We start from the raw sequence: 22,190 nt of genomic DNA on the forward strand, positions 1-22,190 counted from the left end.
CAATTAAGGTATTAAATGGTAGGAGGTGAAAGATATGAGCCAAGAACAAGAAATTGTTCAAGAGGGTGCTGAAGAGACCGTAGAATTGGTATCGGAGGACGCTCCTGTCGCGGAAGAAGCGGCAGAGGAGGCTGAAGAAGCGCAAGCTGAAGCTGCGGAAGCAGTGGAAGTGGAAATCGAAGAAGAGCTGGTGGAAGCAGCGGCGTCGGCGGAGGAAGAAGCCGAAGCTGACGAGGAGGAAGACTCCGAAGAAGAAGCGGAATAATCATTACGATTTTCATAATAAACCAAAAGCTGCCCTTGAGAGACGTTCCTTCGAACGTCCGCAAGCGCAGCTTTTTTTGATGGTCATTTGGGGTGTGACGGCGGCGGTGGGGGTGGGGTGCTGCAGCCGTAAAAACATTTGTATGGAGCGTGCGCGGTTGAGATGTGTAAGCAGCAAAAACCTGCTTATTCGAGCGGAGCGTAAGAGGTTGAGCCGAGTAAGCTGCAAAAACCTGCTTATTCATAAGGAGCAGGCAAGGTTGAGTCGTGTAAACCCGCAGAAACGTGCCGTCTCCGCATGAAGCACTGAAGAGGAAGCGTGGTAAGAGAGCCCGGTTAGCCATGGAACGAATTGCGGCAATAAAAAAGTGTTGACAGCCAAGATGTCTTTAGTTTAAGATAAATTCATAAACATTCGTTAGTTAATTATTAAAAGTTAGTAAACTTATAAAAAGCGGAGGTTATTGAACATGGCAAAAGCTAAATGGGTAGTAGACGCAACGCACAGCTCGGTAGACTTTTCGGTAAGACACATGATGATCGCGAAGGTAAAAGGCACGTTCCACACGTTCGAAGCAAACATCGAAGCGGACGAGAACGATCTGACATCGGCTGACATCTCCTTCAAAATCGATCTGAGCAGCGTGGACACGCGCAACGCGGATCGCGACGCGCATCTGAAAACAGCGGACTTCTTTAATGTTGAGCAATATCCGACGCTTGAGTTCAAAGCGACTGCGATCACGAAAACAGGTGAAGGCGAATATGCGGTAACGGGCGACGTTAGCCTGCATGGCGTAACACGCTCCGAAACCTTCGACGTTACATTCGAAGGCGCGGGCAAAGACCCTTGGGGCAACGTGAAAGCCGGCTTCAGCGCGACTGGCGCCATCAAACGCAGCGACTATGGCCTCACTTACAACGCGGCTCTCGAAACCGGCGGCGTTCTAATCGGCGATGAAGTGAAAATTTCGCTTGAGATCGAAGCTCTGCAGCAAGCTTAATTTATATACAAAAAAGGACCGGCGGAATGCCTTTAAGCAAACCGCAGGTCCTTTTTGCTTTGAAACTGCAATAACGGCCAAGGAAAGTCGAAGCAGGTCAATCATCGTGCTCATCATCGTTATTTCTTTTCTTGTTTTTCTTCTCCTCTTTTTTTCTCTCCCTCTCCTCGCGCTTCTTTTTGTTCTCTTCCTCCTTCTTTCGTTTTTTCTTATCCTTCTCTTGCTCCTTATTCCGCTTTTCCTCCTGCTTCGTTTCTCTATCGTTCTTCGCGGCAGAGTCCAGCTTGCCGATATTCAAGCCTTTCCATTCAGGGAACGCCATAACAGGCTCATCCTGTAATGCGCTGCTCATCAGCTTATTAAACACAACGGCCGCCGCCCAGGAAGATGTCGTCAAATAGTGGTTCGAATCCGGATTGTCATAACCGAGCCAGACGGATCCCACGAGCTGAGGCGTGTAGCCGACAAACCAATTGTCCATCGCACCGTACCCTTCAACACCCAGCATTTGAGTCGTTCCCGATTTCCCGGCGACCTCTCTGCCTTCGATCGCCGCCCCTTTGCCGGTGCCGTCGGTCACAACCCCCTTTAGCATAGCGGTCATGGTGCGCGCGATTTCGGGAGAAGTGACGACGGTTCCGTCCTCCTCGGGGCGTGCTGCCAGGACGGTGCCGTCTGCCGATTCGATGCGAAGGATGGAGTAGCTGCTCATACGTACCCCGTCGTTAGCGAGAGCACCGTATGCTTCTGCCATTCGGAGAGGCGATACGCCCGTATTCGTGCCTCCAAGCGCGAGAGCCAGCGTTCGGTCCTCCGCGCCGAGTGAAATGCCGAACCTGGAGGCGGCATCGATCCCCTTATCGATACCGAGCTCGTTCAGAAGCTTGACGGCAGGTATGTTATAAGACTGAATGAGCGCTTCATAGAGACTTACATTGCCGTGAAAGGCGAGATCAACGTTTTTCGGCGCATAGGTGCCGAACTGTACCGGTTCATCGAGGATCCGGGTGTCGGGCCGGAAGCCGTTCTCCAGCGCCGGCGTATAGACCGCAATCGGCTTTATCGTCGATCCGGGCTGCCGTTTCAGTTGAACGGCGCGGTTAAACCCGCGGAACGGCTGCGCGCCTCTACCGCCGACCAACGCTTTAACGCCGCCGTCTCGTGGATCAACCAAGACCGCTCCTGCCTGAAGGAGCTGGTCCCCCATGCTTTGCGGGAACAGGCTGTCATCGTTGAAGGTTTGCTCCGCAGCAATTTGCATTTTCGTATTAAGCGTTGTAAAAATTCGCAGTCCGCCATGCAGCACGTCATTCTCCGTCAATCCGTACCGGTCTACCGCTTCACGGATAACAAGATCCGTGAAATAGGGGTATTGAATGGCATCCGTGCGGTTCGGTTTCGACTCCCGCAGCGTCAAAGGCTCCTGAAAGGCGGCGGCATACTGCCGCTCATCAATAAGTCCTTGATCTTTCATTAACAGCAGGACGAGATTTCGGCGCTCGATGGCCTGCTCCGGCCGTTTGTAAGGGGAAAGCACGGAAGGCGCCTTAACCAGCCCCGCCAGCAAGGCTGATTCGGCTGTCGTTAATTGCTCCACCGGTTTCCCGAAATAGACCTCCGCCGCACGTTTAATTCCCCACGCTCCTTCGCCGAAATAAATTTGATTGAGGTACATCGTGATGATTTCATCTTTGCTGTAACGTTCCTCGATTTTTTGGGCAAGGAGCAGTTCGTTCCATTTCCGCTTCAAGGTCCTTTCGTGGGAGAGAAACACGTTTTTGGCGAGCTGCTGAGTAATCGTGCTGCCGCCCTGCACGGTTTGCCCGGCCGTCACGTTTTGAAGGAGTGCGCGGCCAATTCCCCATACATCCATACCCTCATGTTCATAGAAGCGGCGGTCTTCAACCGCAATAATCGCATGGAGCATGGATTTCGGTATCCTGTCGTAGGTCACCGGCTCGATCTCGTTTAATGAGATGACGACCGCTTCCTCTCCATCCTCATCGAAAAGAACGGTAGCTGCCGGAAGCGGCTCATCTAATTGCGATACATCCTGGGCCGCAACCATCATTCGGATCCCGGCCCAACACGAAACTACGCACACCGCGAATAACAGACCGGTTAAGATCATTATCTTTTTCCAAGGCAATCGCCGCCCTTGGCGAGTATGTCTTGTTGCTGTTTTCATGCTAAAGAGTCCTCCCAATTAAACCTGCCTATTCATAAAAATATTCGCAAGCCGCTCCCGGTTTGTGTCGTTTTGGACCTATACGGGGGAAATTGGAAAGATGCGCGGGTATGATGTATTTGGTTGGAAATAACAAAGCACCGCAGCCACTGGGCTGTCGGCGCTTTGTTTAATAGGCGGTCAAGCTTAACCGCGAACGCGTACCGCAAGGTCGAGGAAGGAGCGGGTGACGCGCTTGATCCGTTCAAGAATTTCGCCGCCTGCGCCTTCGTTGTCGGTATGAGGCTCCGAGAACCAATTGCGCTGCGCGCCGCCGATGGAGATCCACTCCGGCGAGTTGATGCCGTGCAAATTGCGCACAATCGTCTGCAGCTGCGTCAGCGAGCTGACGCCGACAGACCCGCCGGCGGAGCTCATGGAGAGGACGGCCTTGCCGCGGAAGTGGTCCTGCCCGAGATGATCCAGCGCATTCTTCAGAACGCCGGAAATTCCGCTATGATATTCGGGCGTCGCCAATATAACGGCATCCGCGGCATGCATGCCTTGCTGCAATTCTTTTATAGCCTCGGTGCTGCCGTATTCGCCATCCGGCGAGTAAAAAGGCAAAGGCTTGCGGTACAAATCGAATAGCGTAACTTGGTGGCCCTCGGCCGCAATGACATCCCTTACGTATTCCGCCAAGCGGGTGCTTGTGGCAGCTTTATGGTTGCTTCCTGCAATGATCATAATGTTCATAGGTATCTTCCCTTCTATACGGTTCGTTGTTCCTGAATCTGGAACCATCGTAACATGAGATAAAGAACGAACGCGTCGTCTGTAGGGTTGATTTTGGCCGGAGCTCGCGTTAGCCCGTGGTCGGAGCTGAAATACGACTTTGGTCTTAGATGAAGGATGCGCCTAACCGTTCTCCGCTACGCGAAGCATTTGGACGAACCGCTCCGCAGCGATAGACAGCGGCGTGTCGTTGCGAATCGCCATGCCGATGCTGCGGGAAGGCAGCGCGGTATCCAGCTTCAGTTCGAACAGAAGGCCATTTCGCAGCTCCTCCTCCACGAAAGGCTTAGGAACGAAGGCGACACCGTAGCCCAGCCTGGCGAACTCGGTCAGCAGGTCGATGCTGCCAAGCTCGATGTCGGGACTCACGGTCAGGCCGCTTGCGGCAAACCACCGCTCTACGAAAATGCGCGTGCTGCTTCCCGGAGAATGGGACAGCAAAGGCAGCTCCGCCAGCTCCCGGACGGATAAGGTCCGGTCCGCCAGCTCCTTATAGGCCTCGCCTGCGACAAAACAATCCTCCAGCTCCGCCAGCCTTTGTACGTCCAGTATCGGATCTTCCATCGGCAGGCGGACCAGGGCCAAGTCGATTTGCCCTTCTTTTAGCTTACGGGCGATTTCGGGTGTTTTGCCGGGGGTCAGCCTGATGCGGATGCCGGGGTAATCGCTGTGGAATCGATTCAGCTGAGGCAGCAGCAAATATTTGATCAGGGAATCGCTGGCCCCGATCCGGATTTCCCCTTCCGTCATCTGCTTTAAGTCTTGCAAATGCCGTTGCCCGGCTTCCAGCAGGGTGAAGGATTGCTCGACGTATTTGAGCAGCACGCGCCCTTCCTCCGTAAGCTCTACGCCTTTGGACAACCGGTGAAACAGCTTAAGACCAAGCGCCTCCTCCATTTGTTTTATCGCATAGCTTACGGACGGCTGGGTAATATGGAGATCCTGCGCGGCTTTCGTCAAATTGCCTTTGCGCGCGGTATGCAGGAAGATGCGGTACCATTCGAGCTGAAACATGTGGTATAGATCACCTCTATTACAAGAGTAGAAAATTACAATTTCATTTATTTCATTACGTTGATTATACTAGTAGTAACAAGTTTGAACAACGAAATGGGGAATGACAGCATGGCAGGAAATACATTTGGCGAAGCGTTCCGGATTACGACATTCGGCGAATCGCACGGCGCCTCGATCGGCGTCATTATTGACGGGGTTACGCCCGGCGTCGAAATCGACGAGAAGGACATCCAAGTTCAAATGGACCGGAGAAAGCCCGGGCAGTCCTCGGTGACCACGCCGCGGAAGGAATACGATATCGTTCATATTTTGTCGGGCGTATTCGAAGGGAAAACAACAGGCACGCCGCTAAGCATTATATTGCACAATCATGACATGCGGCCGGAGGCGTACTCGGACATTCAGCTGGCGTTTCGTCCGGGTCATGCGGATTTCACCTACTTGCAAAAGTACGGCATTCGCGACCATCGGGGCAGCGGCAGGGCGTCAGGCAGAGAAACTGCGGCGCGGGTTGCCGGAGGCGCCGTGGCGCGCAAGCTGCTGGAGCGCAGGGGCGTTCAGATCGTTGCCTATACGAAAGAGCTGGGCGGCATTAAGTGTCAGACGTTCGACGAGCAGGCGATCGAAAAGAACCCGGTTCGCGCATGCGATCCGGAGGCGGCCGTAGAAATGGTGAAAAGAGTCGAGCAGCTTGCGGCCGAAGGGAACAGCTGCGGGGGCATCGTGGAATGCCGGATTCGCGGCGTCGTTCCAGGTCTCGGGGAACCGGTATTCGATAAGCTGGATGCCGAGCTGGCGAAGGCGATGCTGTCCATCGGCGCCGTCAAGGGCATCGAGTTCGGAGCGGGCTTTGCGGCAGCCGAGATGCTTGGAAGCGAGCATAACGACGAAATGGACGCGAGCGGCTTCCTTACGAATAACGCCGGAGGCATTATCGGCGGTATCAGCACGGGACAGGAAATCGTGTTCCGCGTGGCGGTGAAGCCGACATCGTCCATCTCCTTGCCGCAGCGCACGATGAACGTGAAGGGCGAGGAGCAGGAAATTCGCACAATCGGGCGGCACGACCCGTCGATATGTCCAAGAATTGTGCCTGTCGTGGAAGCGATGGCTTGCTTGGTGCTCGAGGATCACTATAAGCGCCAGGCTGCCATGCTGGGGTAGGTCATCGTCACGGCGCTTTAGAGCGGGAGTAACCTTTTTCCAGTTGGACTCGTCTCATGTAGAGTAGGCTAATCTGGCTGGTAAAGGGGATGCGGGAATGGCGGAAAAACGGATTGGGGCGGCGGCAATCCTTACGGATTCGGATGGGCGCGTATTGCTGGTGAAGCATAGCTATGGCAAGCTGAATTGGGATTTGCCCGGCGGAAAAGCGGAGGCGAACGAGTCCGCGCAGGAGACGGCGCAGCGAGAGGTGCTCGAGGAGACGGGGCTTATCGTCAAAGCGGACGAGCTGACGGGCATTTATTATGATCCGGTCTATGACATGCACCACTTTGTATTCCGCGCGCATCACGACAGCGGCAGGCAGCCGGAGCCGAGCTCGCCCGAAATTTTGGAATGCGGCTATTTCGCGGCGGACGAGCTGCCTAGGCCGATGAAGGATTTTACGTATAATCGGATTATGGACGCGCTCGGCAGGGGGGACGGGAAGCTGTTCCGCGTCATTGGACCGAGTCAATGGCTGGAGTAGGCGCAAGCTCTACACGGCGCTGCTTCTTCTTCACAGTTGATGTTCTCAACTACGGAATAGGGCTGAGCATGCGGCGCAGCAGGCTTCAAAGCGTCGGTCTAATTGCGAACAGCTTGCGTCTGCCTGCAATGAAATACTGCAAATATGCAGAAATTTCGGCGTTAAGAGAAGATAAATGTTACAAATCTTGCAAATATGCAGTAATTTTTTAGACGGGCAGGCGAAGTTGAGGCTGGAAGCTTAAATTCCTGCACAAATGCATGAATTTAAGCTTATGGGATCGAACTAGGTTAAAAATGCTGCACAATTGCAGGAATTAAATTGAATTGAATTGAATGGCTTGGCTTCCCGCGGCTCGGAACCGCGGGCATTTTTATATTCGAGGGCAGGTGATTCGTTGAACGTTTTCCTGAAGCGATTCGTTATTGTTGTGCCGGCAGGTCTTTTCATCTGGTTTGTCTTTCATACCGCTCTCGTGGCCATCGATGGGCTGAATGATGAAATAAAGCCCGTTGACGCGGCCGTTGTGCTTGGCAATAAGGTGGAAGGAAACGGACAGCCTTCCAAGCGGCTGCAAGCGAGGCTGGATAAGTCCGCAGAGCTTTATGACAAGGGTTATTTTCCTTTGATCATCGTCAGCGGCGGTATCGGCAAAGAAGGCTTCGATGAGGCGAAGGTTATGAAAGCTTACTTAATCGATCAAGGAATACCGGAAGAAAAAATTATCGAGGATAACAAAGGGTACAACTCCTACATGACCGCCCAAAACGCGCGCAAGCTGATGGATGAATTACAGCTAGACTCCGTAATGATCGTTACGCAATATTTTCATGTGTCCCGAACAAAGCTGGCCTTTAAAAAAATGGATATAAGCGAAGTATACTCCGCACATGCCGATTTTTTTGAGTCCAGAGATTTTTATTCCACCCTAAGAGAATTCCCGGCGTACTACAAATATCTCCTTTTCAAGTGATGGCGCGGTTCGCACAACCAAAGAACGCATCGTAATCTGCACCAGCTCCGACCCAAGCATCCTTCAGCGCCTAAACAAGTCGTATGCACCCAAAAAAAAGGCCGCGAACAAACGCGGCCATATGCTCAAGCTTCCTTATCCAGCCCGTGGCGTACCGCATAAAGCGCAGCCTGCGTGCGATCCTCCAGGTCCAGCTTGCTTAAAATATGCGTAACATGCGTTTTCACCGTCTTTTCGGTAATGACGAGAGCTTCAGCGATGGCGCGGTTGTTCATGCCGCTTGCGATAAGCCGCAGCACCTCAAGCTCGCGTTTTGTGAGCGGCTCACGCACATCGTCCGTCTGCTCATCGGCAGAGCCAGGGTTACCTTGATAGAGGCTCATATATTGGCTCATCAGCTGCCCCGCAACATCGGGATGCAGCTCGACCTTTCCCTCATGCACCCGGCGCACAGCCTGGACGAGCTCCTCGGGCTCAAGATCCTTCAGCAGATACCCCTTCGCCCCAGCGCGAATCGCGGGCAAGGCATGGTCCTGATCCGTGAAGGAGGTGAGGATCATGACCTTCACTTTCGGCAGGGAGGCGGTTAGCTGCTGCGTTGCTTCGATTCCGCTCATGCCGGGCATGTGAATATCCATCAGCACGATGTCGGGTTGGAGCGCGGCTGCCAGCTCCAGCGCCTCTTGTCCGGTCGCCGCTTCGCCTACGATTTGAATGTCCGGCTGCGAGGAGAGAAACAGCTGGAGTCCTCTTCGCACCATTTTATGATCATCGGCAATTAGAATGCGTATCGTCATCTCGGTCTATGCTTCCTCCTCTTTCCGAAGCGCCAGCGGGAGGACGGCTTCGATTAACATCCCTTCGCCCGGGGCGCTGGTTAATTTCAAACGGCCGCCTACCGACTCGACGCGCTCGCGCATAATCGACAAGCCCAGACTGCCGCCTGCCGAGGAGACTGCCTCTAAATCCGCGCCCGCGCCATCGTCCTTCGCGACATAAATCAGCTCGTTCTCCTGCACGTAAAATGCGATTTCCACTTGCTCTGCGGCAGCGTGCTTCGCGACATTGTTCACCGTCTCTTGTCCGATGCGCCACAGGGTCTCTTCGATTGGAGGAGGCAGCTGTCGGATGCACCCGTTAACCTTCAACACGACGTTTATGCCTAGCCGCTTCCCGTAATCCCGGAGAGCGTCCGCTATGCCTCCGTCCAGATTGGCCGGCCTAAGCTGCGCGATCAGGGCGCGCATTTCTTTCAGCGCGTCTTTGGATAGGCCGGTAATATCCTGCAATGCTTCGCTTGCCGCCTCCCAGTCCTGTCCGCGAAGGAAAGCCTCGGCGCCTTTGGCGGTCATCGTCATGGAGAACAGCATTTGCGAGACCGAATCGTGCAGATCGCGGGCGAGACGGTTCCGCTCCTCGATGCGGACGAGCTCGCGGCGGTTCTCCTCAAGCCGGGCATGCTCCATCGCCGACGCGATATGATCGGTTACGGCTTCAAGCACCTCGCTCTCAACGCGCGTAAGGAATGAAGGCTGCGATCTTTCAATAAGCAGGACGCGGTCGGTCGAACCGGACATCGCCTGAATCGGAGCGGCGAGCGCGGAGGCGGACAGCCAGGACCATTGCCCGGTCAGGCCGGCCATATCCTGTGCGGAAAGCTCGAAGCTGCGGGATGTTTTGCGCAGACGGTCAAGCGAGTATTCCGCGTTCTTCGGGAGCTTCATATAATCGCGGATCATGGCGCGGCCGGCATGCATCGCCTGTACTTGATAGCGCCCGCCCGTACGCTCGAGCAATGCCGCTGCGGGCCAGTCGAAGTGTTTGGCGAGCAGCTCGATCGCGATTTCCGCCAGCTGCACCTGCGCGATACCCGCGCTGACGGATTGATGCAGCTCTCTGCTGAAGACGCCTAGCCTCGCGAACTGCTCGGCTCTTCGCTGCTCCGCTTGATGCAGCCGCATCCGTTCGACGGCGACGCCGATCTGCAAAGCGACGGCTTGCAGCAGGGCCAGCTCCTCGGCTTCGAAATGATCTTTTCCTGCGGAGCCGACGTTGAGCAGCCCGAATTTGCGCTCGCCGATCCGAAGCGGCACCGTCGCGTGATGAGTGAAGCCGCAGGTATCGCCGTGGCCTCCGGCTTTGGCCGTGCTTAACCGTCTGCAGCTCATGATGTTGACGGCATCCGTGAGCCGGTTCTCGAAATATTTGTCTACGCACCAGCAGGAGCCGCATTTCGCCAGCGCTTTGTCGTTCTGAAGGAGGGCCGGCGGAAGATTGCGGTCGGCTTCAAGCTTATATTCGTTGTTGTCATCCATAAGAAAAATCCAGCCGAAATGCAGGCCCGTAACGTCCAGCAGCTTCTCCAGCACCGCGTCCAGCATCACGGACATGCAGTTCGATTGGTTAAGGGTCTCCGCGATCGTTTTCAGCGTCGTCAGCTCTTGAATATGAGAGATGTGATTCATCCTTGGAACGTCCCTCCGTCCGTTTCATATCGGTATGGTATAACTATAAGGCTTAAGCGCCGAGGGCGAAACCTCTATTTTCCCAATTGCCCCATGTCGGGATTGGGCTTGAATCGGGCGAAGCCGTGCGCTATAATACTAAAAAATTCGATACGGACATTATGCCAGTGAAGAGCATCCAACTCGGAGGCGTTTTCGTCAAGGAGAAGCGCGTTATGCGCAGCGTTCCCTAAGTTTACCGGGATTTCCGCCCGTTACAGCGGAGCAAAGAGGATCGGACCTCGCGTAGCACAGGTCCGGTTAATTTGGGTGGCACCGCGAGAGAAGCGCTCCTCGTCCCATTGGGATGAGGGCGCTTTTTGTATTTTTCTAAAACCAAAAAAAGGAAAAGGAGCGCGGTGTGATGTTGGACATGAAATGGATCAGGGAGCATGCGGATGAGGTGAAGGCGGCCGCCGAGCGGAAAAAGATCGGGCTGTCGGTCGATGAGCTGCTGGAGCGGGATCAAGAGAGGCGCAAGCTGAAGCGGGAGACGGATGAACTGCGGGAGCGGCGCAACCGGGTGTCGGAGGAAATCGGCCGGTTGATGGCGCAGCGGCGCGTGGAAGAAGCGGAGGCGCTCAAGGCGGAAATGAAAGAGGCGAACGAGCGGCTTACAGCGTTAGAGACGGATTTGCGGGCGGCGGAGGCGGGCTTTGCGGCTTTATATGAGCTTGTGCCGAATATCGTATCGCCGGATACGCCGGTCGGCGCGTCGGACGCAGACAATATCGAGCTGAAGCGGGTAGGCGAGCCGCCGGCCTTCGCATTTCAGGCTAAGGATCATATCGAGCTGGGGGAGCTTCACGGCCTGATCGATGTGCCGAGAGGCGTCAAAACGGCGGGCAGCCGCCATTACTACTTGAAGGGAGCGGGCGTCCTGCTGCACCGGGCCGTTCAGCAGCTTGCGCTGGATTTGCTGATCGGGAAAGGCTTCACTCCGCTCGAGGTGCCGCTGATGGCGAAGGAGGAAGCCATGAAGCATACGGGCTTTTTCCCGCTTGGAAGAGATCAAGCATACCGGATTGACGAAGAGGACCGCTATTTGGTCGGCACGTCGGAGGTGCCGCTCATCATGTATTACGCGGGCGAAGTGGTAGCGGCGGAGACGCCGATCCGGCTGGCGGCGGCTTCGATGTGCTTCCGCAGCGAGGTCGGCTCGGCGGGCCGGGATGTTCGCGGCCTGTACCGCGTGCATCAATTCGCCAAGGTGGAGCAGGTCGTCATCTGCCGCGCGGAGCCGGAGCTGTCGGAGGCTCTTCTGCAGGAGATTACCGCCAACGCGGAGGAGCTGCTGCAGAAGCTGGAGCTGCCTTACCGGCAGATGGCGGTCTGTACCGGCGACATGTCGCAGAAGACGTATAAGCAGTACGATATCGAGACGTGGATGCCGAGCCGCGGCGCGTACGGAGAGACGCATTCGTCGTCGAACCTGCATGACTTCCAGGCGCGCCGCGCGAATATTCGCTACCGCGACGAGAACGGCGCGCTGCGTTATTGCCACACGCTGAACAACACGGCGGTCGCGAGCCCGCGCATTCTTATCCCGCTGCTGGAGAATCATCAGCGGGAGGACGGCTCGATTCATATTCCGGAGGCGCTGCGGCCGTATATGAACGGGATGCGCGAGCTTCGTCCGCCTTACGAGGCGGGAGGCGAGTCCGCCGAAGCTTGAACTTGCCGGAGATAAGCCGTGACCTTGCGGTCCTCCTCCTCGTTATAGACGAAGCCGAAGTACCGCGCGACGGCTGCGGCCGCCTCGCGGAACAGCTCACCCATGACGAAGAGGGAGCGCCACATCAGCTCAGGGCTGCTGCCCGGGAACGTCGCTTTGAACCGCTCCCACATGTCCGGCGGGAGCAGCCGGTCATAGTATTTGCCAAGCTTGCCGGGGTTCGCCTCGAAGCTTGATTGAACGCCTATGTACCAGTTCAGCATAAGGATAAGCATATCCCGCACGGGACGTTCGAGGTGGAAGCTGGCGTAATAGAGCTCGCCGCGCCACAGCCCTTTTGCGATATAGGTGCTTACCCACCAAAACTCGTTGCAGCATTCGGCGAAGCGCTCCGCGCTGGGCGGCGTCGTGCGATAATCCTCGATGCTTGGCGGCGGCAGCTCGCCGGCTAGCCCGTCCTTATCGAGCAGCAGAACGCTAAGACTGTCATGCCGCATACCCGGCAGCTTCTCCGCAGGCGAGAAGGTCAGATCAATCCGGTTGCCGTCCATGAACAGCATCAGAAAGGCGAATCGGTCGCGCGGCTCATCGGCGGAAGTCGTCCATTCGTCCGGCGTCTGCATAATTAGGATCTCGCCGAATCGCTGCGCGATCCAGCTTCGGTCCTGAATAAAACGCTGCATATCCGTAACAAAAAAGACGACGTCGTAATCCTGGAACCGGTCGGCCGTTACAAGGGGATTGGCCCGCGAGCCGTTCAGTATAACCGCCCGGATTCCTTCCTCTTCCTCCGCAAACCGGAGAATAGATCCCATCATTTCTTCTTCGCTTCTCATTCGTTCACACTCCTCAAAAAGCCCGATGCTGCGGGCTTTTTTCATTTTTGTCGCCCGTTTTGCCAATCCCATTTCACAAATCGTCAACGCGGAGGGAACAAAATCAATATCCGTTTTTGCGTATTGCTCATATCGGCCGCGGCGCCCCCTCCATTAACCTTAAGGACGAGAGATGCATCTCAAACCAAGTCTAATGGAGGTTGTGCAATGAAAAAGCTTGTAACTTCTATTGTAAGCATTGCGCTCGTCGGCGCAATGCTGACGGCGTGCTCATCCGGAGGGGGCAATACGGGCGGGAACAACGGCGGCAACGCCAATACGAATGACGGAGCTTCGAACGCAGGCACAGAGACAGCGGCCGAAGCGACGACGTATCCGATCGACACGGACAAGACGCTTTCGTATTGGGGAGAAATCAACGGCAACCTGATCGGCGTAAAAGCGACGCATGAGGACATTCCGTTCTTCCAGGAGTGGCAGAAGGTGACGGGCGTGGATCTAGAGTTTACGGCGCCCCCGAGCGGTCAAGTGAAGGAAGCGATGAACATGCTGCTCGCGTCCGGCGACCTGCCGGATCTGATTGAATATAACTTTATCGGCGATTTCCCCGGCGGCCCGGAGAAGGCGATCAGCGACGGCTACATTATCGAGCTGAACGACCTGATCGACAAGTACGCGCCGAATTTGAAAAAGTTTTTGGCCGAGAACCCTGACATCGACAAAATGGTCAAAACGGACAGCGGCAGCTATTACGTCTTCCCGTTCATCCGTTACGATGAATATCTTCGCGTCTTCCAAGGGCCGATCGTGCGCAAGGACTGGCTGGATGAGCTGGGCTTGCCGGTGCCGGAGACGATCGACGAATGGACAACGATGCTGCGGGCGTTCAAGGAGAAAAAAGGCGCGGCGGCTCCGCTTTCCTTCAACAGCAAGCCGAGATTTTTCAACGATTCCGGCAACGGCGCGTTCAGCGGCGCGTTCGGCGTGAACCGCGGCTTCTACCAGGAGGACGGTGTCATCAAGTTCGGTCCGGCCGAGCCGGGCTTCAAAGATTATTTGAAGCTGATGAGAGACTGGTACGCCGAAGGGCTGATCGACAAAAACGCGGCGACGGCGGATACGAAGGCGCTCGACAGCAACATGGCATCGGGCGCGACAGGCGCGACGATCGGCAACGCAGGCGGGGGCATCGGCAAATGGCAGCCGCTTGTCGAGGCGAATGATCCGGACGCGGTGCTCGTAGCGGCGCCTTACCCGGTATTGAAGAAAGGCGATAAGCCGAAGTTCGGCCAAATGAACCAAGCCTACGCGTCCGAAGGCACCGTGGCGATTACGACGGCGGCATCCGATCCCGAGCTGGCCGTGCGCATGCTGGACTACGGCTACAGCGAGGAAGGACGTCTGTTCTTCAACTTCGGCACGGAGGGCGTCAGCTACAACATGGTCGACGGGTATCCGACGTATACCGATCTGCTGATGAAGAATCCGGACAATCTGGCGCCGGCGCAGGCGATTTCCATGTACGCCCGGGGCAGCTATAACGGCCCGTTCATTCAGGACAAACGGTACGCGGAGCAATTCTTCGCGCTGGATACGCAGAAGGAAGCGGTCAATGTCTGGAAAAACACGGACGCGGCAAAGCATAATCTGCCGCCGATTACGCCTACGCCGGAGGAAAGCTCGGAGTATGCGACGATTATGAACGACATTAACACGCTGGTGGACGAAATGATGCTGAAAATCATTTTGGGCACCGAGCCGCTAGATCAATACGAATCCTATGTGGAAAAAATGAAGTCACTGAACCTGGACCGCGCAATCGAAATTCAAACGGCGGCGCTGGGACGCTTCAACAACCGGTAAGCGCTAGAACAACGCGGAGAGGGCAAGTCCCTCTCCCTTATGAAAGAGGTGAACCCCCGATATGCACGCCAAGCGCCAAACGTTAGGCAGCCGATTGGTCCGCGATTTTTTGATGAACAAATATTTGTACCTCATGATGGTGCCCGTGCTGGTCTATTATATTATTTTCCACTATGCGCCAATGTACGGGGCGGTTATCGCCTTCAAAAATTACGCCCCCATCAAAGGCATTTTGGGGAGCGATTGGGTCGGCCTGAAGCATTTCGCCGATTTTTTCAACAGCTACTATTTTGAACGAATTTTGTCCAATACGCTCTTAATCAGCTTGAACTCGCTTATTTTCGAATTTCCCGCGCCGATCATCTTGGCTTTGCTGATTAACGAAGTGCGCCACAAGATGTTCAAGCGGGTCGTGCAGACCATTACGTACATGCCGTATTTCATCTCGCTGGTCGTTATTTGCGGAATCATTACCGACTTCACGAACGCGGACGGTTTAATTAATAGATTGTTTGTCTCCATGGGGTATGACGGACAGGCGATGCTGCAGAAGCCCGAGCTGTTCCGGCCTATCTATATTTTATCCGAGATCTGGCAGCGGATCGGCTGGGAGTCGATTATCTATATCGCCGCGCTGATGAGCATCGACCAGGAGCAGTACGAGGCGGCGCGCATGGACGGCGCGGGGCGGCTCAAGCAGATGTTCTACATTACGCTGCCCGGCATCATGCCGACGATCGCCATTATGCTTATTTTGCGGATCGGCAATATGCTCAACGTCGGGTTCGAAAAGATTATTTTGCTGTACAACCCGGTTACGTACGAGACGGCGGATGTGATCTCCTCCTTCGTCTACCGGAAGGGCCTTCTGGAGTTCGGCTGGAGCTACAGCGCCGCGGTCGGCCTGTTCAATTCCGTCATTAATCTCGCGCTGCTGATTACGGCGAACTACATTAGCCGCAGGGTCAGCAAAAACAGCTTATGGTGAGGTGAACGTCATGCATGCCAAAACAAAAACGGATTTTGCCGACAAGGCGGTTCTGTTCGTCATCTACACGCTGCTCATTCTGCTTGTGATCGTGACGCTTTATCCGCTGCTGTACGTGCTGTTCGCCTCCTTCAGCGACGCCGGACAGCTCATCGTGAACAAAGGCATCCTGTGGAAGCCTTTAGGCTTCAGTCTCGAAGCGTACAAAAGCGTGCTGGCGAATCCGGGCATCGCCATCGGTTATAAAAACACGCTGTTTATCGTCGTGTTCGGCGTTATGGTCAATCTGTTCATGACGGCGCTCGGCGCGTATGTGCTGTCCCGCAAAAACGTCATGTTGAACAACGTCTTTATGTTCCTGATCGTGTTTACGATGTTTTTCGGAGGCGGTCTTATTCCACTGTATCTCGTCGTCAAAGGGGTCGGCCTGCTCGATTCGTTATGGTCAACCATCCTGCCGTTCGCCGTCAGCACCTTTAATTTGATTATTATGAGGACGGCATTTATGGGCATTCCGGACAGTCTCGAAGAATCGGCGAAGATTGACGGGGCGAACCATTTCACGATTCTGTTCCGGATCATCATCCCGCTTTCGATGCCGGTTATCGCCGTCATGATTCTGTACTACGCGGTCGACAAGTGGAACGGCTGGTTCTACGCGTCGGTCTTCATCAAAAGCCGCGAGCTGTTTCCGCTGCAGCTGGTGCTGCGCGAAATTCTGATCGCCAACTCGACCGACAGCATGTCCGCGGGCGCTTCGGCAGGCGACCGGTTCCAGATCGGCGAGACGATCAAATACGCGACTATCATGGTTGCGACCGTGCCGATTCTGTGCGTGTACCCGTTCGTGCAGCGCTATTTCGTCAAAGGCGTCATGGTCGGCTCGCTCAAGGGTTAATCAGATGGATGGGGGAAGGAAGGATGAAGATGAACGCAGCTAATACGGCGGCGGACGAATACGTCTGGAAACAAATCGCCGCCAAGGCGTACGACATGCTGGATAAGATCGGAGCGAAAACGCCCCACGTCGCGGGCGAGGACGGCATTTACGACGATACGCGCATCGACTGGTGGACGTCGGGCTTCTGGCCGGGTCTATTGTGGCTTAGCTATGAGATGACCGGCGACTCGCGGTTCAAGGACGCCGCATGGGGCTGGGACGCGCGGCTGGAGGCGGCCTTTCTGCAGCCGAACAGCTTCGACCATGACGTGGGCTTTCATTTCCTGCCGACAGCCGTCTTTAAGTATAAGCTGACCGGCGACGAGAACGCGCGCCGCAGAGGGCTTGCGGCGGCGAACTTTCTGGCGGGGCGGTTCAACGGCAACGGCCGGTTCATCCGGGCATGGAACGGCAGCCATGTCGGCTGGTCGATTATCGATACGGCGATGAATCTGTCGCTGCTGTTCTGGGCATCGGAGGAGTCCGGCGATCCGAGGTTCGCGAAGGTTGCGCGGCAGCATGCCGACACCATTCTGGAGCACTTCGTCCGCGAGGACGGCTCGGTGAATCATATCGTGTCGTTCGATCCCGAGACCGGCGAGAGAATCGAGGCGATCGGCGGGCAAGGCGAAGCGCCAGATTCCGCCTGGAGCCGCGGCGCGGCATGGGCGCTGTACGGCCTCGCCAACACGCACCGGTTCACCGGCGAGACCAACTATTTGAGAGCGTCGCAGCGCGTCGCTCATTTCTTCCTCGCCCACCTGCCGGAGGACCGCGTGCCGCATTGGGATTTCCGCACGCGAGCGGACCGCTCCGGCGAGCCGCGCGACACCTCGGCCGGCGCAATCGCCGCCTCCGGCCTGCTCGAGCTGGCGGCGCTGCTGCCGGAGCATGAGGGACGCGCCTACGAGGCGGCGGCTTCCGGCATCCTGCAGTCGCTTTACCGCAGCTACGGCACATGGGGCGATCCGCGGCATGAAGCGATATTGATACAGGGGACCGGCCATAAGCCGGCCGGTCAGAATGTGAACGTCTCGCTCATCTACGGCGACTACTTTTTCGCGGAAGCCTATGCGAAGCGCAACGGCTGGAAAACCCGCATATTCTGAAGTGCAGGCGTCGTTCGTTTCGGCTCGCCGCGCGCTCTAGAACCCGGATAAGCAAGCTTGCCGGGTTCTTTGGCAAGCCCGCCAAAACCTGCGCCGCGCAAGGGTTTGGACTTTTTGTCAATGCGATTGCAGGAATTATCCATATCGTAACGGGGAGCCCGGTAGGTATAATAGGGGTCTAACGGATACTTCCTACATGCGGGTGATGAACATGCTGAACATGCGGTACCTTTGGCAAAAGAGAAAAAGCGTCGTCGTAACCTGGCTGATCTCGTACAGCGCCGTGCTGATCATTCCCATCATCATCAGCTTGATTATTTATTCGCAGGCCAGTCACGCTTTGACGAGCGAGATCCACCGGGCGAACGACTCGCTCTTGAAGCAAATGCGCTATACAATCGACAATCAGGTCGATCTCATGAAACGATTGAATATGGAGATTACGTGGAATACGCAGCTGCAGTCGTTGATGTACACGGGCGGATCGGCCAAGGAAGCGCCGTTTACCGCCTATCGGCTTGCGAAGGAATTCCGGCTGTACAAAACATCCTACGGCTCGATCGACGAATTTTATGTGTACTGGAATCAGGAGGACTCGGTCATCCGCCCCGGCAATATCCGGGATTCGGCAACGGCGTTCCAAACGATTCACGCGACGGGCTCGATGGATTATGAGGAATGGAAGGAAGCTTTGAAGGGGACGGAGACGAACCGGTTCATTGTCTGGCCCCATCTGGACGGAGGCGGCACGAGGAGCTCCATCGTCTATTTGACGCGGCTGCCGAAGGATCTGGAGGGCCAAGACACCGGAACGGTCGTTGTGATGGCGGATGCTTCACGATTCCAGAACGCGATCGAAAGCATCTCGGGGTTAAGCGGCGGGCAGCTGCTGATCCTGAACGAGGAGAGCGAAGTTTTGCTGTCGAACCGGTCCGCCGATCCGGAGGAGAACGCCGAGCTGAAGCCGTTTATGAACGGACGCCATGTCAATCTGGACAAAAGCAAGGTAGGCGATTCCGAGCTGTTTTATATTCCGTCCGCCGTGTCCGATTTGAAGTATGCCATCATTATTCCGAGCGGCGTCTATTGGGAGAAAGCGGAATATGTCAGAAGCTTTACGTTCATCAGCATCCTGATCAGCCTAGTCAGCGCCGGGGTGCTGACCCTGTTCTTCCTGCGCCGCAACTATTCGCCGATTCAGGAGCTGGTTAATACGCTGGCGGACAAGATTACGCCGCAAGAGCGGGCGGATTGGAACGAGCTGAGCCTCATCCGGCAGGCGGTTCTCCATACGCGAAACGAAAAGGACGAGGTCATGCTTCAGCTGCAGAAGCATCAGCACGTGCTTCGTTCCAATATGATGGGCCGGCTGCTCAAAGGGAAGCTGGATGCGCTCGTTCCCTACGAGGAATCGTTCAAGTCCTACCAAATGGAGCTGCAGTCGAACGAGTTTGCCGTTATTTTGTTTATGCTGGAGAACGAGGACTGCTTGTACGAGAAGCTGCCGGGTATCGACGTCAACGAGCGCCGGAAGCTGCTGCAGTTCATTATCTCGAACGTGGTCGAGGAGCTGGCCCGGAAGCGTAGCCATATCGGCTATGTGGCCGAATCCGACGATATGATGGTCTGTCTGGTGAACCTGAATACGGGGGCTCCGGACGTGAACGCGGATTTGCGCGGGATCGCTTCCGAGGCGCAAGACTTCCTTAAGAGGTACGATATGGAGCTGACCGTCTCCTTAAGCGGCAAGCATCTGTCCTGGCCGGGCATCGCCGAAGCTTATCAGGAAGCGGTTGACGCGATGGAGTACAAGATGGTGCTGGGCAAAAAAGGCATTATCTCCTATGAAGAAATCGCGCGCGAGGGTGAAGGGCAATCGGATTATTACTACCCGCTGCAGATGGAGCAGCAGCTGATTAACTTTATTAAGGCAGGCGATTACGCGCAGGCTTCCGCTTATATGAATGAGATTACGGACCGCAATTTCGGCAAGCCGCTCATGTCGCTGACGCTGGCGAAATGTCTCATCTTTAACCTGGTTGCCACGATGATCAAAGCGATGAACGAGCTGGGCGATAAAGACGGCGGCTTGATTGGCGCGAACACGCAATGGATGGAGAGCATTATGGCCTGCGACACGATTCAGGAAATGCAGCAGGAGCTGCAGGCTCTGCTCCGGGAAGTATGCCGGGCGGCCGGGGAGAAGCGTTCCGCCAACGTATCGCAGGACCGCGAGCTGTCGCTGCGCGATCTTGTTGCGAAAGTGACCCGCTACATCGAGGATAATTACGGCGATCCGAACTTGAACGTCAACGCGATCGGGGAAAGGTTCGATCTGAAGGGCAGCTACCTCTCGAAGCTGTTCAAAAACCAGACAGGCGAAGGCTTGCTGGACTGCATCCACAAATTCCGGATCGGGCAGGCGAAGGAGCTGATTCGGACGAAAAACGAATCCATCTCCGAAATTTCGAGAATGGTCGGGTATAATGATGCGGCAACGTTTATAAGGGTGTTCAAAAAATACGAGGGCATCACGCCGGGCAAATTCAAGGAAATCGGCTGACGGGAAGGAGCGGATCCGGGAATGGGAAAATGGAGGACGGCCATAAGCGCCCTTGCGCTGCTGCTGCTAGTGACGGCTGGTCTGGCGGGCTGCGAAGGGAACGGAAACAACCGGACGGCCCAAGAGGACGCCGATGAGAACGGGGCGGAAGGATCGCATCTTGTGTATTGGGCGGAGCTGAATGGGAATGCCGCGAGCGTGAAGCCGAAGTTCGAGGATGTGCCGTTCTTTCAGGAGTGGCAGCGCCGCACAGGGGTGAACTTAACCTTTATTCAGCCGCCCGCGAATCAGGCGATGGAAGCGATCAATGTGATGCTCGCTTCGGGCGATCTGCCCGACATGATCGAATACGAGTGGAACAAGTTCCCAGGAGGTCCGGAGAAGGCGATTAAGGACGGCGTTATCCTGAGGCTCAACGAGGCAATCGATAAATATGCGCCGAACTTGAAGCGCTACCTGGAGGAGCATCCGGAAATCGACATGCTCATGAAGACGGCGGACGGCAGCTATTATCAATTTCCGTTCGTGCAGGCGGATGACAAGCTTCGCACCTATCAGGGGCCGATCATCCGCAAAGACTGGCTGGACGAGCTGGGACTGCCCGTACCGGTGACGATCGAGGATTGGGAGAAGACGCTGCGGGCGTTCAAGGAGAAGAAAGGCGTCGAGGCGCCGCTAACGTTCCTCGGCCTGCCGAATCCGTTGTTCGGCGTGGAAGGGGGCGCCTTCGTCGGGGCGTTCGGCATCAAGAAAGGGTTTTATCTGGATGAAGGGAAGGTCCGGTACGGCCCTGCGGAGCCCGGGTATAAAGACTTTTTGGAGCTGATGCGCGGCTGGTACGCGGAGGGGCTGCTCGACCGGAATATCGCTTCGGTCGATGCCGAAACGCAGGATATGAGCATGATTACCGGACGGAGCGGCGCGAGCATCTGGAACGCCGGCGCCGGCATCGGCACTTGGCTGCCGGTTATGCAGGAGCGCGATCCCGAGGCTCGGCTAGCTCCAGCTCCTTATCCCGTGCTGCACAAGGGAGAGCGGCCGAAGTTCGGCCAGCTTACCCCGCTCATCGGCTCCAGCGGCGTCGCCATCTCGGCGAAAAGCGCGAACGTCGAAGAGGCCGTGCGCATGCTGGATTACGGGTACGGGCCGGAAGGGCATATGCTGTTCAACTTCGGCATTGAAGGCGTCAGCTACGAGCTGAAGGACGGATATCCCGCTTATACGGATTTGATCTTGAAAAACCCGGATAAGCTGGCGCCCTCCCAAGCGCTCGCGATGTACACGCGCGCCAGCTATTTCGGCCCGTTCGTGCAGGACGTCCGGTATATGGAGCAATATTATGCGATGCCCGAGCAGAAGGAGGCCGTCCGGCTGTGGACGGATACGGACGCGGCGCTGCACACGCTCCCGATGGCGCCCCGCACGGAGCAGGAGAACACGGACTACTCCGCGATCATGCAGGAGGTCTCCACGTACGTTGACGAGATGTCGCTCAAGTTCATCCTCGGCATCGAGCCGATCGAAGCGTTCGGCGCCTATCTGGATCAGCTCGAAGCGCTGAACATCGAGGAGGCGATTCGCATCCAGCAGGCCGCGTTCGACCGGTATAACGCTTTAATAAGACCTTAATCCGCAAGCCAATTGGCCGGGCCGGGGACCACCCGTCTCTCCCCCCAGCATGCCTTTTCATTTTTTGGCATTAAGGACAAAAGTACACCTGTTTTACCGGAAATGAGCGGATTCAACGGGAATAGAGACAAAAATGCACCTATTCATCCTTGCTGACCTCAAAAAAGGAA

At 55.8% G+C, this 22,190-nt stretch carries 18 protein-coding genes; 12 read left to right on the forward strand and 6 right to left on the reverse strand.

Annotated features, from left to right (window positions below):
* Window positions 1–34: 34 nt before the first annotated feature.
* On the forward strand, window positions 35–265 hold the full coding sequence (locus D3P08_RS16985; RefSeq protein WP_119600912.1) for a hypothetical protein: 231 nt from the start codon (window positions 35–37) through the stop codon (window positions 263–265).
* A gap of 469 nt (window positions 266–734) precedes the next feature.
* Window positions 735–1,268 (forward strand): YceI family protein, encoded by a 534-nt coding sequence (locus D3P08_RS16990; protein WP_119600913.1) that lies wholly within the window; start codon window positions 735–737, stop codon window positions 1,266–1,268.
* A gap of 97 nt (window positions 1,269–1,365) precedes the next feature.
* On the opposite strand, the gene D3P08_RS16995 is transcribed toward D3P08_RS16990, so the two are convergent.
* The 3 genes from D3P08_RS16995 to D3P08_RS17005 form a co-directional block, all read right to left on the reverse strand.
* Window positions 1,366–3,456, reverse strand: coding sequence for a transglycosylase domain-containing protein (locus tag D3P08_RS16995; RefSeq protein WP_119600914.1), 2,091 nt, complete (start codon window positions 3,454–3,456; stop codon window positions 1,366–1,368).
* A gap of 186 nt (window positions 3,457–3,642) precedes the next feature.
* The gene (locus D3P08_RS17000) at window positions 3,643–4,191 is read right to left on the reverse strand and encodes an NADPH-dependent FMN reductase (protein WP_119600915.1); all 549 of its coding nucleotides are present in this window, start codon (window positions 4,189–4,191) and stop codon (window positions 3,643–3,645) included.
* A 162-nt stretch (window positions 4,192–4,353) separates the two neighbouring features.
* On the reverse strand, window positions 4,354–5,244 hold the full coding sequence (locus D3P08_RS17005; RefSeq protein WP_119600916.1) for a LysR family transcriptional regulator: 891 nt from the start codon (window positions 5,242–5,244) through the stop codon (window positions 4,354–4,356).
* A gap of 111 nt (window positions 5,245–5,355) precedes the next feature.
* Between D3P08_RS17005 and aroC the strand changes: the two genes are divergently transcribed.
* The 3 genes from aroC (at window position 5,356) to D3P08_RS17020 (ending at window position 7,913) form a co-directional block, all read left to right on the forward strand.
* Entirely contained in the window at window positions 5,356–6,411 is a 1,056-nt protein-coding gene (gene aroC, locus D3P08_RS17010; RefSeq protein ID WP_119600917.1) for a chorismate synthase, read from the forward strand.
* A gap of 97 nt (window positions 6,412–6,508) precedes the next feature.
* Window positions 6,509–6,940, forward strand: a complete 432-nt coding sequence (locus D3P08_RS17015) for an NUDIX hydrolase (protein WP_119600918.1) — start codon at window positions 6,509–6,511, stop codon at window positions 6,938–6,940.
* 397 nt (window positions 6,941–7,337) lie between these two features.
* Entirely contained in the window at window positions 7,338–7,913 is a 576-nt protein-coding gene (locus tag D3P08_RS17020) for a YdcF family protein (RefSeq protein ID WP_240647604.1), read from the forward strand.
* Window positions 7,914–8,038: 125 nt separating this feature from the next.
* On the opposite strand, the gene D3P08_RS17025 is transcribed toward D3P08_RS17020, so the two are convergent.
* Together D3P08_RS17025 and D3P08_RS17030 are read right to left on the reverse strand one after the other, a co-directional pair.
* Window positions 8,039–8,710, reverse strand: a complete 672-nt coding sequence (locus D3P08_RS17025) for a response regulator (protein WP_119600919.1) — start codon at window positions 8,708–8,710, stop codon at window positions 8,039–8,041.
* 6 nt (window positions 8,711–8,716) lie between these two features.
* Window positions 8,717–10,378 (reverse strand): sensor histidine kinase, encoded by a 1,662-nt coding sequence (locus tag D3P08_RS17030; RefSeq protein ID WP_119600920.1) that lies wholly within the window; start codon window positions 10,376–10,378, stop codon window positions 8,717–8,719.
* A gap of 403 nt (window positions 10,379–10,781) precedes the next feature.
* On the opposite strand from D3P08_RS17030, the gene serS reads away from it, so the two are divergent.
* The gene (serS, locus tag D3P08_RS17035) at window positions 10,782–12,092 is read left to right on the forward strand and encodes a serine--tRNA ligase (RefSeq protein ID WP_119600921.1); all 1,311 of its coding nucleotides are present in this window, start codon (window positions 10,782–10,784) and stop codon (window positions 12,090–12,092) included.
* Here the strand turns inward: serS and D3P08_RS17040 are convergent.
* Entirely contained in the window at window positions 12,059–12,928 is an 870-nt protein-coding gene (locus D3P08_RS17040) for an aminoglycoside 6-adenylyltransferase (protein ID WP_119600922.1), read from the reverse strand. The genes serS and D3P08_RS17040 overlap by 34 nt on opposite strands.
* A 207-nt stretch (window positions 12,929–13,135) precedes the next feature.
* On the opposite strand from D3P08_RS17040, the gene D3P08_RS17045 reads away from it, so the two are divergent.
* The 6 genes from D3P08_RS17045 to D3P08_RS17070 all read left to right on the forward strand — a co-directional run bounded on the left by D3P08_RS17045 (window position 13,136) and on the right by D3P08_RS17070 (window position 22,020).
* Window positions 13,136–14,791, forward strand: a complete 1,656-nt coding sequence (locus D3P08_RS17045) for a type 2 periplasmic-binding domain-containing protein (protein WP_119600923.1) — start codon at window positions 13,136–13,138, stop codon at window positions 14,789–14,791.
* Window positions 14,792–14,852: 61 nt separating this feature from the next.
* Window positions 14,853–15,779, forward strand: a complete 927-nt coding sequence (locus tag D3P08_RS17050) for an ABC transporter permease (protein ID WP_119600924.1) — start codon at window positions 14,853–14,855, stop codon at window positions 15,777–15,779.
* Between the two features lie 10 nt (window positions 15,780–15,789).
* The gene (locus D3P08_RS17055) at window positions 15,790–16,677 is read left to right on the forward strand and encodes a carbohydrate ABC transporter permease (protein WP_119600925.1); all 888 of its coding nucleotides are present in this window, start codon (window positions 15,790–15,792) and stop codon (window positions 16,675–16,677) included.
* Window positions 16,678–16,706: 29 nt separating this feature from the next.
* Window positions 16,707–17,828: a glycoside hydrolase family 88 protein gene (locus tag D3P08_RS17060; RefSeq protein WP_420819042.1), complete on the forward strand. Its 1,122-nt coding sequence runs from the start codon at window positions 16,707–16,709 to the stop codon at window positions 17,826–17,828.
* A gap of 196 nt (window positions 17,829–18,024) precedes the next feature.
* Window positions 18,025–20,391, forward strand: coding sequence for a helix-turn-helix domain-containing protein (locus D3P08_RS17065; protein ID WP_240647606.1), 2,367 nt, complete (start codon window positions 18,025–18,027; stop codon window positions 20,389–20,391).
* A 21-nt stretch (window positions 20,392–20,412) separates the two neighbouring features.
* Window positions 20,413–22,020, forward strand: coding sequence for an extracellular solute-binding protein (locus D3P08_RS17070; protein WP_119600927.1), 1,608 nt, complete (start codon window positions 20,413–20,415; stop codon window positions 22,018–22,020).
* Window positions 22,021–22,190: the final 170 nt, after the last annotated feature.

Source organism: Paenibacillus nanensis (assembly GCF_003583765.1).
In the GTDB taxonomy this organism is placed as follows: domain Bacteria; phylum Bacillota; class Bacilli; order Paenibacillales; family Paenibacillaceae; genus Pristimantibacillus; species Pristimantibacillus nanensis.